The organism is Pseudomonas sp. AP3_22 TE3818 (assembly GCF_053628995.1).
In genome coordinates, this window is record NZ_JBRJHL010000001.1 from 3,779,218 (window position 1) to 3,794,986 (window position 15,769).

Annotated in this window: 10 protein-coding genes; 2 read left to right on the forward strand and 8 right to left on the reverse strand. The window is 61.6% G+C overall.

The genetic code is table 11. The annotated features are described in order from the left end of the window. Positions 1-53: 53 nt before the first annotated feature. From AB7M25_RS16985 to AB7M25_RS17005, 5 genes are all read right to left on the reverse strand, one after another. Positions 54-1,223, reverse strand: a complete 1,170-nt coding sequence (locus AB7M25_RS16985; RefSeq protein ID WP_429517410.1) for a lactonase family protein — start codon at positions 1,221-1,223, stop codon at positions 54-56. Further along, the gene (locus AB7M25_RS16990) at positions 1,216-1,554 is read right to left on the reverse strand and encodes a DUF5629 family protein (protein ID WP_429382351.1); all 339 of its coding nucleotides are present in this window, start codon (positions 1,552-1,554) and stop codon (positions 1,216-1,218) included. The genes AB7M25_RS16985 and AB7M25_RS16990 overlap by 8 nt, the downstream gene beginning before the upstream one ends. A gap of 141 nt (positions 1,555-1,695) precedes the next feature. Beyond that, positions 1,696-3,276 carry an aldehyde dehydrogenase (NADP(+)) gene (locus tag AB7M25_RS16995; RefSeq protein ID WP_429517411.1) on the reverse strand — a complete coding sequence of 527 codons (1,581 nt, stop codon included), beginning with the start codon at positions 3,274-3,276 and terminating at the stop codon, positions 1,696-1,698. 10 nt (positions 3,277-3,286) lie between these two features. Further along, a complete protein-coding gene (gene araD1 / locus AB7M25_RS17000) occupies positions 3,287-4,279 on the reverse strand; it encodes an AraD1 family protein (RefSeq protein ID WP_429382180.1) in 993 nt (330 codons plus the stop codon). Positions 4,280-4,439: 160 nt separating this feature from the next. Continuing rightward, on the reverse strand, positions 4,440-5,762 hold the full coding sequence (locus AB7M25_RS17005; RefSeq protein WP_429382178.1) for an MFS transporter: 1,323 nt from the start codon (positions 5,760-5,762) through the stop codon (positions 4,440-4,442). Positions 5,763-5,955: 193 nt separating this feature from the next. Here AB7M25_RS17005 and AB7M25_RS17010 point away from each other — a divergent pair, with 193 nt between their 5' ends. Both AB7M25_RS17010 and AB7M25_RS17015 read left to right on the forward strand, forming a co-directional pair. Further along, the gene (locus AB7M25_RS17010; protein ID WP_454237688.1) at positions 5,956-7,692 is read left to right on the forward strand and encodes an IlvD/Edd family dehydratase; all 1,737 of its coding nucleotides are present in this window, start codon (positions 5,956-5,958) and stop codon (positions 7,690-7,692) included. Positions 7,693-7,878: 186 nt separating this feature from the next. After that, positions 7,879-8,598, forward strand: a complete 720-nt coding sequence (locus AB7M25_RS17015) for a FadR/GntR family transcriptional regulator (protein ID WP_033048406.1) — start codon at positions 7,879-7,881, stop codon at positions 8,596-8,598. Positions 8,599-8,773: 175 nt separating this feature from the next. On the opposite strand, the gene AB7M25_RS17020 is transcribed toward AB7M25_RS17015, so the two are convergent. The 3 genes from AB7M25_RS17020 to pepN all read right to left on the reverse strand — a co-directional run bounded on the left by AB7M25_RS17020 (position 8,774) and on the right by pepN (position 15,764). Further along, positions 8,774-11,158: an efflux RND transporter permease subunit gene (locus AB7M25_RS17020; protein WP_429382173.1), complete on the reverse strand. Its 2,385-nt coding sequence runs from the start codon at positions 11,156-11,158 to the stop codon at positions 8,774-8,776. Between the two features lie 28 nt (positions 11,159-11,186). After that, complete coding sequence (locus tag AB7M25_RS17025; RefSeq protein WP_007979965.1) at positions 11,187-12,239, reverse strand: WD40/YVTN/BNR-like repeat-containing protein; 1,053 nt, start codon at positions 12,237-12,239, stop codon at positions 11,187-11,189. A gap of 867 nt (positions 12,240-13,106) precedes the next feature. Beyond that, complete coding sequence (gene pepN, locus AB7M25_RS17030; RefSeq protein WP_454237689.1) at positions 13,107-15,764, reverse strand: aminopeptidase N; 2,658 nt, start codon at positions 15,762-15,764, stop codon at positions 13,107-13,109. Between the last annotated feature and the right edge of the window lie 5 nt (positions 15,765-15,769).

Sequence of the window (15,769 nt, forward strand, 5' to 3'; positions counted from 1 at the left end):
ATATCAGCGCCATTAATAAAAGCAGGCAGGCCCCATCAACCGGGGCCTGCGGCTTATTGACGCAGCAGAAACTTCAGGTCGCTCGGGGCGTCCATCGGCAGTTTTTGCACGGTTTTACCCAACAGACCGCTCTTGGCATCGCGTTCGACGACGACAATCTGGTTGCTCTTCTGGTTGGCGATCAACAGGAATTTGCCGCTCGGATCGAGGCTGAACTCCCGTGGATGATCGCCCTCCGCCGCCCGACGCTGCAGCTCACTGAGGTGACCGGTCGCCAGATCGATGGCAAACACCAGCAGTTGATTGGCCGTGCCACGGTTGCTGACGTAGAGGAACTTGCCATCGGCCGAGGCATGCAGCGCCGCGGCCGCCTTGTCCGAGACGGGTTGCCCGGCAGCCAGGTCGACCATCTGCGTCTGCTCGAGCGTGCCGTCGTGGTAATCGAACACCGCCACCTGAGCGCTCATTTCCATGGTCAGCCAGGCGTGTTTGCCATCGCGGCTGAACAGCAGATGACGCGGTCCGCTACCGGGCGGCAGTTGCACGAATGCCGGGTTGGCCGGGGTCAATGGCAGCTGCGGATTGGCCTTGGGGTCGAAGCGATAGGCAAACACCTTGTCGGCGCCCAGGTCATTGGCGAACACGTATTGGCCATCCGGTGACGCGATGGTCGAATGCACGTGGGCCGAGGCCTGGCGCTCGGGATTGACCCGGCTTGCCGGGTGGCTGCTCATCTGCACCACCGGCTTTAGCTTGCCATCGGCCGCCACCGGCACCACCGCGAGGGTGCCGCCGGGGTCTTCGACCACCGAGTAATTGCTGACAAACAAATGGCTGCCATCGGCGCTGAGACCGGAATGGGTCGGCTCGTTGCCCAGACTTTGCACCTGGCTGATCAGGTTTAGCGCATGGGTCTTGGGATCAATCGCGTAGCTGCTGACGCGCCCGACCGGATCGGTCTGACCGGGGCCGTTTTCATTGACCACGAACAGATATCGTCGGTCCTTCGACAGGGTCAGCCACGACGGGTTTTCGCTTTTGATGATTTGTAGAGGTTTGGCATTGATCTGCCCCGTCGCGCTGTCAAAAGCCAGGCGATAGATCCCCTGGCTTTGACCGGCGGTGTAGGAGCCGACGAGCAGTTGATAGTCATCTGCGGATGCGGCCTGGACGCCCATCGCGCCGATACTGCCGGCCATCAGCAGCGGCCAGAGCTTACTCATCCTCAGATTCATCGTCATCGTTGTCACCGCTGACGACGTCGCCCAGGCAAACCAAACGGTGTTCACCCGAATCACCGGTAATCAACCAGCTTTGCAGTGTGGTGTCGTATGTCGCAGCCTGAACCTGCGCCGGGCTGAACTCCCAATGCTTGGCGGCGCGGCCGTCCATGCATTCGATATGCAGGTTGTCATCGAGATCGAGGGCGAATTCGAAGGCATGCAATCCGTCGATTTCCACCATTCCACAGTGTTCGAGGGCATTGAGCAGGGTATCGGTTGCGGAAGTCATGGCAGTCAATCTTTGAATGGGAAAGCCGCAATGATAGCTCATCGCACCCCATTTCCCCCGGTTGGAATGACCAACCTGTGGGAGCGGGCTTGCTCGCGAAAGAGGCGTGTCAGCCAACAGAGATGTTGAATGATAAACCGCATTCGCGAGCAAGCCCGCTCCCACAGGGATTGTGGTTGCCTGTTACAACGCCTCGCGCGATGGTTGCCCATCCACCAGACGCTGGATGCGCAGCGGATTGCCGTTCTTCAGCGCGTCCGGCAGCAAGCTGTCCGGGTAGTTCTGGAAGCACACCGGGCGCAGGAAACGATCGATGGCCAGTGTGCCCACCGACGTACCGCGCGCATCGGACGTGGCCGGGTAAGGCCCGCCGTGGACCATCGAATCGCAGACTTCCACGCCGGTCGGGTAGCCATTGAGCAGGATTCGTCCGACCTTCTGCTCCAGCAATGCCGTCAGCCCGGCGAACTGCTCGAGGTCTTGCGGCTCGCCAATGACGGTGGCGGTCAATTGGCCGTGCAAGCCGTTCAGGGCGGCCGTCAGTTGCGCCTGATCCGCGACCTCGACCACCACGGTGGTCGGCCCGAACACTTCCTCTTGCAGGACTTCATCGCCATCGAGCAGCAGGCGCACATCGGCCTTGAACAGTTGCGGCCGGGCCTGATTGCCCTGCTGCGGATCACCGGCCAGGTGCTCGATCCCCGGATGCGCCAGCAGTTTTTGCAAGCCTTGACCGTAGCTGCTCAAGGTGCCGGCATTGAGCATGGTCTGCGCCGGCTGATCGGCCATCAGCCCGGCCACTTGTTGCACAAAGGCGCTGAATGACGCCGAGCGAATGCCGATCACCAGCCCCGGATTGGTGCAGAACTGCCCGCAGCCCTGCACTACCGAGGCCGTGAGGTCCCGGGCAACCGTGTCGGCCCGCACCTGCAATGCCTGGGGCAAGACGATCACCGGGTTGATGCTCGACATCTCGGCGAACACCGGAATCGGTTGCGCACGTGCCGCAGCCATGTCGCACAAGGCTCGACCTCCCTTGAGCGAACCGGTGAAACCCACGGCCCGGATGGCCGGATGCTTGACCAGCGCCTCGCCGACACCGCCGCCGTAGATCATGTTGAACACGCCGGCCGGCATAGCTGTTTTTTCGGCAGCGCGAATGATCGCATCGGCCACCTGCTCGGCCGTGGCCATGTGACCGCTATGGGCCTTGAACACCACCGGGCACCCGGCGGCCAGCGCCGAGGCGGTGTCGCCGCCGGCGGTGGAGAACGCCAGCGGAAAGTTGCTGGCACCAAAGACCGCCACAGGTCCCAGGCCGATGCGGTACTGACGCAGGTCCGGACGCGGCAACGGCTGACGCTCCGGCAATGCCCGGTCGATTCGCGCGCCGTAGAAATCACCGCGACGCAGGACTTTGGCAAACAGGCGCATCTGCCCGCTGGTACGCCCACGCTCGCCTTGAATCCGGCCTGCGGGCAACGCCGTTTCACGGCAGACGACAGCGACAAAATCATCAGCGAGGTCGTCCAGTTCATCGGCGATGGCATCGAGAAACTGCGCCCGTCGCTCCGCGCTCAGGCTGCGATAAGCCGGATAGGCGAGCGCTGCTGCGTTGGCCGCCGCATCGACTTCCTGCGGTGTCGCCTGAGAAAAATCGTGGGGCAAGGTCTCGCCGGTGCTGGCATCGACACTTTGCAACTTGATGCTGCCGGCGGCGCTGCGTTGGCCGCCGATGTAGTTGTGACCAAGAATCCGGATCATGGGAAAGTCCTCAAAGTGTACCGACGGTGCCGGGCTCGAAAGCCGCCGGGACCGGTGCGATGCCGTTGATCAATGGTGCGCCGAATTCAGCCTGGGTGATCTCGAACACGTCACCCGGTCGGGTGCGAATGCCGTCGGCAAAGGACAGGGTCGCGGTGCCGAAGAAGTGAATGTGCACATCCCCCGGGCGCAGGAACTGGCTGTACTTGAAATGATGGAATTCAAGGTTGGCGAGGCTGTGGCACATGTTCGCCTCGCCACTGAGGAACTCGTTCCGCCACAGCACTTCGCCGTTGCGCAGGATGCGGCTGGTGCCCACCAGATGCTGTGGAAGTTCGCCGACCCGCAGTTCCGGGCCATAACTGCAGCTACGCAATTTCGAATGGGCCAGATACAGGTAGTTCTTGCGCTCCATGACGTGATCGGAGAACTCGTTACCCACGGCAAAACCCAGGCGATATGGCTTACCGTCGTGACCGATCACGTACAGGCCGGCGATCTCCGGTTCTTCACCGGCATCTTCGGCAAACGGCGGCAATGGAAACGGCTGGCCCGGCCTCACGACGATGCTGCCATCGCCTTTGTAGAACCATTCCGGTTGCACGCCGGCTTCATCCGCCGCCGGCTTGCCGCCCTCCACGCCCCATTTGAATATGCGCATGGTGTCGGTCATCGCGGTTTCGTCGCCGCTTTGCTGGTGCATCTTGTCCCGGGCCGACGCGCTGCCCAGATGGGTCAGGCCCGTACCACTGACCAACATGTGTGCCGGGTCGGCATGATCCAGCGGCGGCAGGATGCGCTGTTGCGTCAGCAGTTCGGCATAGTCATGACTGATGCCCAGCCCCAGGCTCTGCACCTGTTGTTCAAGGCTCGCACCCGCTTCGATCGCCGCCAGTGCAAGGTCGCGGACAGTGCGCGCGTCCTGCACTTCACGGACCAGGCCGTTGTCGACCACGCCGACACGGCGTTCGCCGTTACTCAATTCGAATTGAACCAAATGCATGAATTTTCTCCTGTTAACCCAGAACCTGGGCAAACATGCCCCCCTGTGGGAGCGGGCTTGCCCGCGATGACGGCGGCACATTCAACATTGATGTGCCAGACAGATTGCTATCGCGGGCAAGCCCGCTCCCACAGAGTCCGTGGTGAATGACTGTTTACTGTCAGGTACGGGTGGCCCCACGCGCACTCGCCGCAAACTCATCGGCCGGCAACACGTGCTTGCGCTCCAGCAAGCGATACACCACACCGGTCAACACCAGCCCGAACACCATCACGCCCGACAGGAAATACAGGCCCGAAGCCAGGTTGCCGGTGTATTCCTTGAGTGCGCCGATCACGAATGGGCCGAGGTAGCCGCCGAGGTTGCCCACCGAGTTGATCAAGGCGATCCCCGCCGCCGCGCTGGCGCCGGCAAAGAAGCGGCCCGGCAAGGTCCAGAACACCGCCGTGCAGGAGAACAACGCGAATGCCACCAGGCACAGCGCCGCCAGTTGCAGCACCGGCACCGACAGCCAAGCGCTGAGAAACAGACCGATCGCACCCAAAACGTAAAGCACGGCGAGGTGGCCGTAGCGGTCATTCAGGCGGTCGGAACTGCGCGGGATGATCAGCAGGCCGACGATGCCGAAGATGTACGGCACCGCGGAAACGAAACCGGTCACCAGGTCGCTGCCGCCGAACTGCTTGATCAGGGTCGGTAGCCACAAGCCGAGGCCATAGATGCTCAGGGTCACCGGCAGGTAGAACAGCGCCAGCAGCAGGACGCGCTTGTCCTTGAGGGCGTGCAGCGGATTGCCATGGCGGGTCTGGCCGTACGCGTCCAGGTCCTTTTTCAGCTCGCCGCTCAGCCAGTCCTTTTCCGCCTGGTCCATCCACTTCACTTGCTGCGGGCCGTCTGGCAACCAGCGCAGCACAGGCCAGGTCAGCAGGATCGCCGGGGTGCCGATGACAATGAACAGCCACTGCCAGCCATGCAGACCCAACACGCCGTCCATACCCAGCAGGCCGCCGGACACCGGGCCGGTGATCATCATCGCAATGGGTTGCGAGAGGATGAACAGCCCGAGGATCTTGCCGCGATGACGCACCGGGAACCATTGGGTGATGTAGTACAGGACGCCCGGGAAGAATCCGGCCTCGGCGGCGCCAAGCAAAAAGCGCATCACATAGAAGCTGTTCGGCCCCTGGACGAAGGCCATGCCGATGGTGATGGCGCCCCAGGTGATCATGATCCGCGCGAACCAGCGCCGTGCGCCAAAGCGGTCGAGCATCAGGTTGCTGGGGATTTCCAGCAGGAAGTAGCCGATGAAGAACAGCCCGGCGCCAAGTCCGTAGGCCGCATCGCCCAGACCGATGTCGGCGCCCATGTGCAGTTTGGCGAAGCCCACTGCGGAGCGGTCCACGTAGGCGATCAGGTACAGCAGGATCAGGAAGGGAATCAGTTTCAGCGTGATGCGGCGGATAAGCCGCAGTTCCTGGCTCATGAGATCGGTCTCCGATTGTTGTTGTTATGGAACCTCGGGGGACGCCTCTCGCGAAAATCCGCCAGGGTCATCCCTCCGTTTGAGCCGACTATATAGTAATACTATTTACTCAACAACACTTCCAAACAGCGCAATTTGAGCTTATGTTACGCCTCAGCTCGAACAATATAGTCATACAATAAGAGAACCGATCATGTCTGATAAGAAACCCACCCTGCGCTCCGCCCAATGGTTTGGCACGGCCGACAAAAACGGCTTCATGTACCGCAGCTGGATGAAGAATCAGGGCATCGCCGACCACCAGTTCCATGGCAAGCCGATCATCGGCATCTGCAACACCTGGTCGGAACTGACTCCGTGCAACGCGCATTTCCGCCAGATCGCCGAGCACGTCAAACGCGGCGTGATCGAGGCCGGCGGCTTCCCGGTGGAGTTCCCGGTGTTCTCCAACGGCGAATCCAACCTGCGCCCTACCGCCATGCTCACCCGTAACCTGGCGAGCATGGACGTGGAAGAAGCCATTCGCGGCAACCCGATCGATGGGGTGGTGCTGCTGACCGGTTGCGACAAAACCACCCCGGCACTGCTGATGGGCGCCGCCAGTTGCGACGTGCCGGCCATCGTCGTCACTGGCGGTCCGATGCTCAACGGCAAGCACAAGGGCAAGGACATCGGCTCCGGCACCGTGGTCTGGCAGCTCAGCGAACAGGTCAAGGCCGGCACCATCAGCATCGACGACTTCCTCGCGGCCGAGGGCGGCATGTCCCGCTCGGCCGGCACCTGCAACACCATGGGCACGGCCTCGACCATGGCCTGCATGGCCGAAGCACTCGGCACTTCCCTGCCCCACAATGCCGCGATCCCGGCCGTGGATGCGCGCCGTTATGTGTTGGCCCACATGTCCGGCATGCGTGCCGTGGAGATGGTGCGCGAAGACCTGAAACTGTCGAAGATCCTCACCAGGGAAGCCTTCGAAAACGCCATTCGCGTCAACGCCGCCATCGGTGGTTCGACCAACGCGGTGATCCACCTCAAAGCCATCGCCGGGCGTATTGGCGTAGAGCTGGACCTCGACGATTGGACCCGCATCGGTCGCGGCATGCCGACCATCGTCGACCTGCAACCGTCGGGACGCTTCCTGATGGAAGAGTTCTATTACGCCGGTGGCTTGCCGGCGGTGCTGCGTCGCCTCGGCGAAGCCAACCTGATCCCGAACCCGAATGCCCTGACCGTCAACGGCAAGTCCATCGGCGAGAACACCCGGGATGCGCCGATCTACGGCGAAGACGAAGTGATCCGCACCCTCGACAACCCGATCCGCGCCGATGGCGGCATCTGTGTCTTGCGCGGCAACCTGGCACCGCTGGGCGCCGTGCTCAAGCCGTCCGCCGCCACGCCGGCACTGATGCAGCATCGCGGACGTGCGGTGGTGTTCGAGAACTTCGACATGTACAAGGCGCGGATCAACGACCCGGAACTGGACGTGGATGCCAACTCGATCCTGGTGATGAAGAACTGCGGGCCGAAGGGTTATCCGGGCATGGCCGAAGTGGGCAACATGGGTCTGCCGGCCAAGCTGCTGGCCCTGGGTGTGACGGACATGGTGCGCATTTCCGATGCGCGCATGAGCGGCACCGCGTACGGCACAGTGGTGCTGCACGTGGCGCCGGAAGCGGCGGCTGGTGGGCCGTTGGCCGCAGTGAAGGAAGGCGACTGGATCGAGCTCGATTGCGCCAGCGGCCGTTTGCACCTGGATATTCCGGACGCCGAACTGGCCGCGCGCATGGCCGACCTGCAACCGCCGCAGAATCTGATCGTCGGTGGGTATCGTCAGCTGTACATCGACCATGTGCTGCAAGCAGATCAGGGATGCGACTTCGACTTCCTGGTCGGTTGCCGTGGGGCTGAAGTGCCGCGTCACTCTCACTGATCACCTCCGTCCCCTGTGGGAGCGGGCTTGCTCGCGAAAGCGGAGTGTCAGCCTACGCATATGTTGTCTGACCCACCGCTTTCGCGAGCAAGCCCGCTCCCACATTTGATCTACGCCCGCCTCAAAGTAAGTGCCGCGCCTGCTATCATGCGCGACACCTATTCGCACAGGACCGCGCCGTTCCCCATGGATTACCGCAAACCCTCCGACCGCAAAAGCATGCACTCGCGCATCGTCCAGGAACTGGGCATGCAGATCGTCTCGGGACGTTTCCTGCCGGACGACAAACTGCCCGCCGAAGCGCTGTTGTGCGAAGAATATGCGGTCAGCCGGCCGGTGTTGCGCGAAGCCACCCGAGTATTGGTTGCCAAGGGCCTGGTGTATTCCCGCCCGCGCGTCGGGACTGTGGTCAAGCCGCGCAAGGACTGGCACATGCTCGATCCGGACGTGCTGCACTGGCTGATGCAGAGCAGTCCGCAAAACCAGTTTTTCGACCTGCTGACCAGTGTGCGCAGCATCATCGAACCGGCCGCTGCCGCCCTCGCCGCGCAATTCGCCACCGAGGCGGACATCGCGTCCATCGGTGAGGCCTACCAGCGCATGGAAGCCGCGCCGACACCGGAGGCGCTGTTGCAGCCAGACCTAGACTTCCACAGTCGCATCGCCGACGCCACGCACAACGACTTGCTGGCCAATCTGTGCAACATGCTCTCGGTGGCGATTGCCGAAGCCTTGAAGCATTCGAACCAGCGACCGAACCTGCATGAACTGGCGCTGCCGCGGCACAAAGCGATTCTTACCGCCATCGAGAACCGTGATGCTCTGGGCGCGAGGCATGCGACGCTGGTGCAGCTGGATGATGCGCGTAGTGCGTTGAATGTCGTATTGGGCACCGATCTTTCATAACGACCAAAGAACCCATGTGGGAGCGGGCTTGCTCGCGAAGGGGGACTGCCAGTCACTATTGATGTCGACTGTTCCTGCCCCTTCGCGAGCAAGCCCGCTCCCACATTGGACGGTGTGAAATTCGAATAAAAAAAGCCGCAACCCTGAGGTTGCGGCTTTTTCATTTCTGCATGGATCAGTGAGCAAACAACGAGTTGCCCTTCTGCCCCGCCAGTTTCTCCGGCTTGATCAGGAAACGCGCCAGTGCCGGCAGCAGCCACAGTGCGCCGAACATGTTCCACAGCAGCATGAAGGTCAGCATCAGACCCATGTCGGCCTGGAACTTGATGGCCGAGAAGATCCAGGTGCACACGCCGATCGCCAGGCACAGACCGGTGAACAGCACGGCCTTGCCGGTGGACTTCAGCGTCTGGTAGTACGCCTCTTGCAGCGGCAGGCCGGCACGCAGGAAGCTTTCCAGGCGGCTGTAGATGTAGATGCCGTAGTCCACGCCAATCCCCACCCCGAGCGCCACGACCGGCAGGGTCGCCACTTTCACGCCGATGCCCATGAAGGCCATCAGGGCGTTGCCGAGTACCGAGGTCAGCACCAGCGGCAGCACGATGCACAAGGTCGCCGCCCAGGATCGGAAGGTGATCATGCACATGACCGCCACGCAGATGTACACCAGGATCAGGATGGTCAGCTCGGACTTCTTGATCACCTCGTTGGTGGCCGCCTCGATCCCGGCGTTACCGGCAGCGAGGATGAACTCCAGGCCTTCCTTGTTGTTTTCCTTGGCGAACTCCTGCACTGCATGCACCGCGCGATCCAGGGTCTCGGCCTTGTGATCGTTGAGGAACACCAGCACCGGCGCCAGGGAGCAACTGTTGTTGTACAGGCCGTCGGCGCGGGCAATGGAGTTGTTCAGCACATCCGGGTTACGCGACAGCGTTTCCCATTTCAGGTTGCCCTCGTTCATGCCCTTGATCATTTGCTTGGACACGGTCACCAGGGAAATCGCCGACTGCACGCCCTCGGTGTTCTGCATCTTCCACATCAACTCGTCGATCGGCGCCATGGCTTCATAGCGCGAGCAACCTTCGGACTTGGTCTTGACCATCACCACCAGCACGTCGGAACTGGTCGAGTAGTTGTTGATGATGAAGTTGTTGTCCTTGTTGTAGCGCGAGTCCGGACGCAGTTCCGGGGCCCCCTGGTCGAGGTCGCCGATTTTCAGGTTCTGGCTGTACCACAGGCCGCCGCCAAAGGCGATCAGCGCCAGCAGAATGGAAACCGGGGCGACTTTGGCGCTGGCGAAATTCGCCAGCAGGCGCCAGAACGGATGTTCGCGGGTTGCGTCTTTCTTGCTGCGGGCCACGGCACGCTTGCTGATGCCGACATAGGAAATCGCCACCGGCAGCAGGATCAGGTTGGTGAACACGATCACCGCCACACCGATGGACGCGCCGATGGCCAGCTCACGGATCACGCCGATATCGATGATCAGCAGCGTGATGAAACCCACGGCATCGGCGAGGATCGCAATCATCCCCGGCAGGAACAATTGACGGAACGTGCGACGCGCCGCGGTCAGGGCGTTGTCCGCCTCGCTCGATTGCAGGGCGATCCCGTTGATCTTCTGCACGCCGTGGGAAATGCCGATGGCGAAGATCAGGAACGGCACCAGCATCGAATACGGATCGAGCCCGAAGCCGAAGAAGTGCATCAGGCCCAGCTGCCAGACCACGGCCACCAGCGTCGTGCTCAACACGGCGACGGTGCTGCGCAGGCAATTGGTGAACCACAGCAGGAGGATCAGGGTGATGACGAAGGCGATGCCGAAGAACATCACGACCATCACCAGGCCATCGATCAGGTCACCGACCTTCTTTGCGAAACCGACGATGTGGATCTTCACATTCGGGTTCTGCGCTTCGAACTTGGTGCGGATCTTGTCTTCAAGCTCGTGGGAGAACTGGCGGTAGTCCAGCGCCAGCAGCTTGCCCTGGTCCTGCGGGTCCGGGTAGGACTCCAGCAACGGAATATCGACGATGCTCGATTTGAAATCGTTGGACACCAGGCGCCCGACCTGACCGGACTTGAGCACGTTGTTGCGCAGCAAATCGAGACTGGCCTGGGAGCCGTTGTAGCTCTGCGGGATCACTTCCCCGCCGGCGAAGCCCTCCTCCGTCACTTCGGTCCAGCGAACGCTGGGGCTCCACAGCGACTTCAGACCGGAACGGTCGACACCGGAGATGTAGAACACCTCGTCGTTGATCTGACGCAGGGTCTCCATGTACTCCTTGGAGAAGATGTCGCCATCGGTGGCTTCCACCGAGATCCGCACGGTGTTGCCCAGGTTCGCCAGATCGTTGCGGTGCTCCATCATCTTCTGGATGAAGGGATGCTCCAGCGGGATCATTTTTTCGAAGCTGGTGGACGGACGGATCAGCGTCGCCTGCCAGAACAGGAAAATACTGACCAGCAGGCAGATTGTGATCACTGCCGGGCGGTTGTTGAAGATCAGGCGCTCGAGGAACGTCGCCTTGTCCTGGTGATGTGTACTCAAGGAAGTCATAGCTCCGCCTTCTTATTATTAACCCGGCTCATTTGCCCGACTCGGTACCGTTTGGCGAGGTGACGCGAACGCCGCCCTGCCCGGCCAGAACCAGATTGCCATTGCCTGCCGCCGCCACTGCCGAGACCGAAATACGGTCCGGACGGTTGACCACCTTGAAGGTTTCGCCATTGTCACTGCTGCGAATCACCGAACCGCCGTTGCCGACGATGACAATCGAACCATCGTCGAGCAGCGTGCCGCCGGACAGCCCGAACTCCAAGTCGCCGCGCTCAGCCTTGAGCTCGACTTGTTCCCAGGTGCTGCCGAAATCCGTGGAGCGGTACAGGTTGCCGCGCAGTCCGTAGGCCAGCAGCGTATTGGCCTGCGCCGTGCCGATCACGCCAAACAGCGAACCTTCGTACGGACCTTCGAGCTTCTCCCAGGTCTGGCCCCAATCAGCGGAGCGGAACATGCTGCCCTGCTCGCCGACGATGAACAGCCCGGCATCCTTGACCGCGGCGATCGCGTTCAGGTGGTACTGGTCTTCGTTGTCCAGGCGGTCGCTGGCGTCTTCCCAATGCTTGCCACCGTCGGTGGTTTCCATCAGCGAGCCATAAGCGCCCACGGCAAAGCCGCTGTCGACGTCCTTGAACCAGACATCGAGCAGCGGCGATTCACGATTCAGATCTTCGAATTGCTTGGTCCAGGTCGCGCCGCCGTCCTCGCTGGCAAGGATCTGCGCGTCATGGCCGACGGCCCAGCCGTGCTTGTCATCGACAAAGAACACCGACGTCAGCAGGGCCCGGGTCGGCACCTTGGCCTGGGTCCAGGTCGCGCCCTGGTCATCGGAATACAGGATGTGCCCACGATCCCCGACCGCCACCAGGCGCTTGCCGGCGTGGACGACATCGAGCATCAGGCTTTTGGCAGCCTTGGCCGATTCAATGGAATAAACAACATCGGATGCTGGCGCCGCCGCGGCCAGCACAGGTGCCGACAGCATGGCAGAGCCCAACAGCGAGAGCGCTGTAGCCAGCAACGCTAATTTGCGCAGTGCCGGCGGGCGGCAGATACCCACACCCATGACAGGCTCACTCATAGACCTTCTCCCATTATTATTGTTAGGTCGTTCAACCTTTCTGGGCGCCGCAAGGATGCGTGTCTGGACCGGCTGTTTCAGAGCATAGTCCTGAAACCCGCCATCCAGAGCCCCTTCGGAAGCTGGCCTATCCTATCGGTGTTTTTTAATGTCTGACAATCGACGCCACGTTATCTTTTGTTAACCGAGGGGGATGGGGGCTTGGTCTGAATGATTGGGTATCAGGTGGGGTGATTGGGGGGGGGGGACATATCCGTTGTTTAGGTAACGGCCGCTAATGGTTCCGCCCCTACGGCGGGTCACTTGGAAAAACGGAACGCCGCCCGGCCTGTAGGAGCGAGCTTGCTCGCGATGGAGGTCAACGATGATGCGGGGAGCCTGACACCCCGCGGTGCTCTCAGGTTTTTCGCGAGCAAGCTCGCTCCTACAGGGGGCGTGTGTTTAGCCGAAAGAGATTGGTCGGCCATAAGGCCGCCCGCGTACAACCCCACCACTCAACAGGCCGAGCGTTAGCTCGCCTGCCGCTCTTGATCTTGATCCACCCGCCCCCTCGGCAGGCTGAGCGCAGGTGTTCATCCGGGGATGGGCGCGCAGCGCCGTTCGACGCAGTCGAACTCATTGCATGTAGGTCGAAGCGAAGCCGACCGGAGGGCAATGCCCCCGGATGAATACCGCAGCGAAGGTACCCCGAGCCTAAGCGAGAGGCCGTACGTAAGGGGCGAGACTTTTTGGTTACTTTTGGGGCGTTTGCCAAAAGTGACCCGCTGTAAGAGCGGAACCATAAGCGGCCATTACCGCAGAAACGGATATGTACTCAATCACCCAAGAACCTGGTCGGCCCGAAGGCCGCCAAGGTCAACAGCAGACTCAAGCCAAACTCTTGCTGACCACCTCAAACACATCACTGGACAACTGCCCCGAAGCCCGAATCCGCTCCAGCTCCCCCTTCATCAAAGCCTGCCGGGCACCGTCATACTTGCGCCAGCGAGTCAAAGGCGCCAACTGCCGAGAAGCAATCTGCGGATTAAACCCGTTCAGCTCAATCACCAGATCCGCCAGGAAGCGATACCCGGAACCATCCGCCGCATGGAAGTTGATCAGGTTCTGCCCGGCAAACGCGCCGATCAACGCCCGCACCTTGTTCGGGTTCTTGATGTTGAACGCCGGGTGCTGCATCAACGCCTTGACCCGCGCAAGTCCGCCCGGCAACACGCTGCCGGCCTGGACGCTAAACCACTGGTCCATGACCAGCGGGTTGTCCTTGAAGTGCTCGGCGAAGCTGGCCAGGGCCTTGGCCTTCTCGGCTTCGAAGGGAGAATTGACCAACACCGCCAGCGCGGTCAGGCGTTCGGTCATGTTGTCGCACGCATCGAACTGCTCCAGCGTCGCCGCCAGAACCTGCGGCTTGCCGCTGAGCATCAGGTACGACAGCGCGATGTTCTGCAAGGCGCGACGGGCAAAATGTTCCGCCTCGGCCACGTACGGTGTTTGCTTCGAAAGCTCGCGATTGGCCTGGTAACGCAGCCACAAACCTTCGAACAACGCGTCAGCCAGTTGCTTGCGGGCAAACTCGCGGGCGCTGTGAATCGCTTCGACATCCGCCTCTTCGCTGATTTCGGTCAGGTACGCTTCGCTTGGCAGCGAGAGCATTTCGGCGACCATGGCCTGATCCAGCGACTCGTCCGAGAGCACCGTGCGCAGCGCCGACACCAGACGCTGATCAAGCACCAGCGCTTCGCCCTTCTGCTGCTGGGCGATCAATTCCTGCAGCACCTGCACCGACAGTTGCTGGCCGGCATCCCAGCGGTTGAAGCCGTCGCTGTCGTGCTGCATCAGGAACATCAACTGGTCGCGGTTGTACGGGAAGCTCAGTTTCACCGGCGCCGAAAAGCCACGCAGCAACGACGGCAGCGGCTGTTCGGCGATGTCGACGAAGGTGAAGGTCTGCTCGGCTTCGGTCACGGAAATGACCCGCGAAGTGCCTTGCGCGGTGGCCTCACCGGCAAGACGCAGGGCAATCTCGCCCCCCTTGCTATCGAGCAGCCCCAGCTCAACCGGGATCACGAACGGCAGTTTTTCAACCTTGTCCGGAGTTTCCGGGCAGCTCTGGCGGAAGCTCAGGCTGTAGGTTTTCGCCGCGGCATCAAAGGACTCGCTCACCGCCAGACGCGGTGTTCCGGCCTGGCTGTACCAGCGCTTGAACTGGGTCAGGTCGACGCCATTGGCATCTTCCATGGCCTTGATGAAGTCATCGCAGGTCACGGCCTGGCCGTCATGGCGTTCGAAGTACAGGTCGCTGCCTTTGCGGAAGCCTTCGGCACCGAGCAAGGTGTGGATCATGCCGACCACTTCCGAGCCCTTTTCGTACACGGTCAGGGTGTAGAAGTTGGAAATCTCGATGAAGCTGTCCGGGCGCACGGCGTGGGCCATGGGGCCGGCGTCTTCGGCGAACTGGTGGGTGCGCAGGTACGCCACGTCCTGGATGCGCTTGACCGTGGCCGAGTTCATGTCCGAGGAGAAACCGGCATCGCGGAACACGGTGAAGCCTTCCTTGAGCGACAGCTGGAACCAGTCGCGGCAGGTCACGCGGTTGCCCGACCAGTTGTGGAAGTATTCGTGGGCGACGATCGCCTCGACCCGCTGGTGCGCGGCGTCGGTGGCGGTTTCGGCCTTGGCCAGCACGGCGCTGGAGTTGAAGATGTTGAGGCCCTTGTTCTCCATGGCGCCCATGTTGAAGTCGTTCACGGCGACGATCATGAAGATGTCCAGGTCGTACTCGCGACCGTAGACCTCTTCGTCCCAGCGCATGGACTTCTTCAGGCTGTTCATGGCGTGCTGGCATTTGTCGATGTTTTCCGGCTCGACGTAGATGCGCAGCGCCACGTTGCGCTCGCTCAGGGTGGTGAAGCTGTCTTCGACGCACCACAGGTCACCGGCCACCAGTGCAAACAGGTACGCCGGTTTCTTGAACGGGTCTTCCCAGGTCGCCCAGTGCCGGCCGTCTTCGCCGGGGCCGGAAGCGATCGGGTTGCCGTTGGACAGCAGCACCGGATAGCTGTGCTGCTCGGCGACGACCGTGGTGGTGAAGGTGCTCATCACGTCCGGGCGGTCGAGATAATAGGTGATCTTGCGGAAGCCTTCGGCCTCGCACTGGGTGCAGAACATCGTGCCGGACTTGTACAGGCCTTCCAGCGCGGTGTTGGATTCCGGGTGGATCCTGACGCTGGTATCGACCGTGAAAGTAGCGCTGGTCGGTTGCAGGGTCAGGTGATTCTCGGTCAGCTGATACTGCGCTGCAGTAAGCGCCTGGTCGGCCAGGGTGACCGACAGCAGTTCCAGCTGCTGGCCATCCAGCACCAGCGGCGGCAGCCCCGGGCCACGCTCGGGGTTGCGGCGCATCACCAGTTGCGCATGGACCAGGCTGTGGTCCTCGTACAACTCGAAGGTCAGGTGTGTTTCATCGATCAGGTACTCGGGCGCCTGATAGTCCTTGAGGTAGATCATCTTCGGTTGTTCGGTGCGCATGCTGG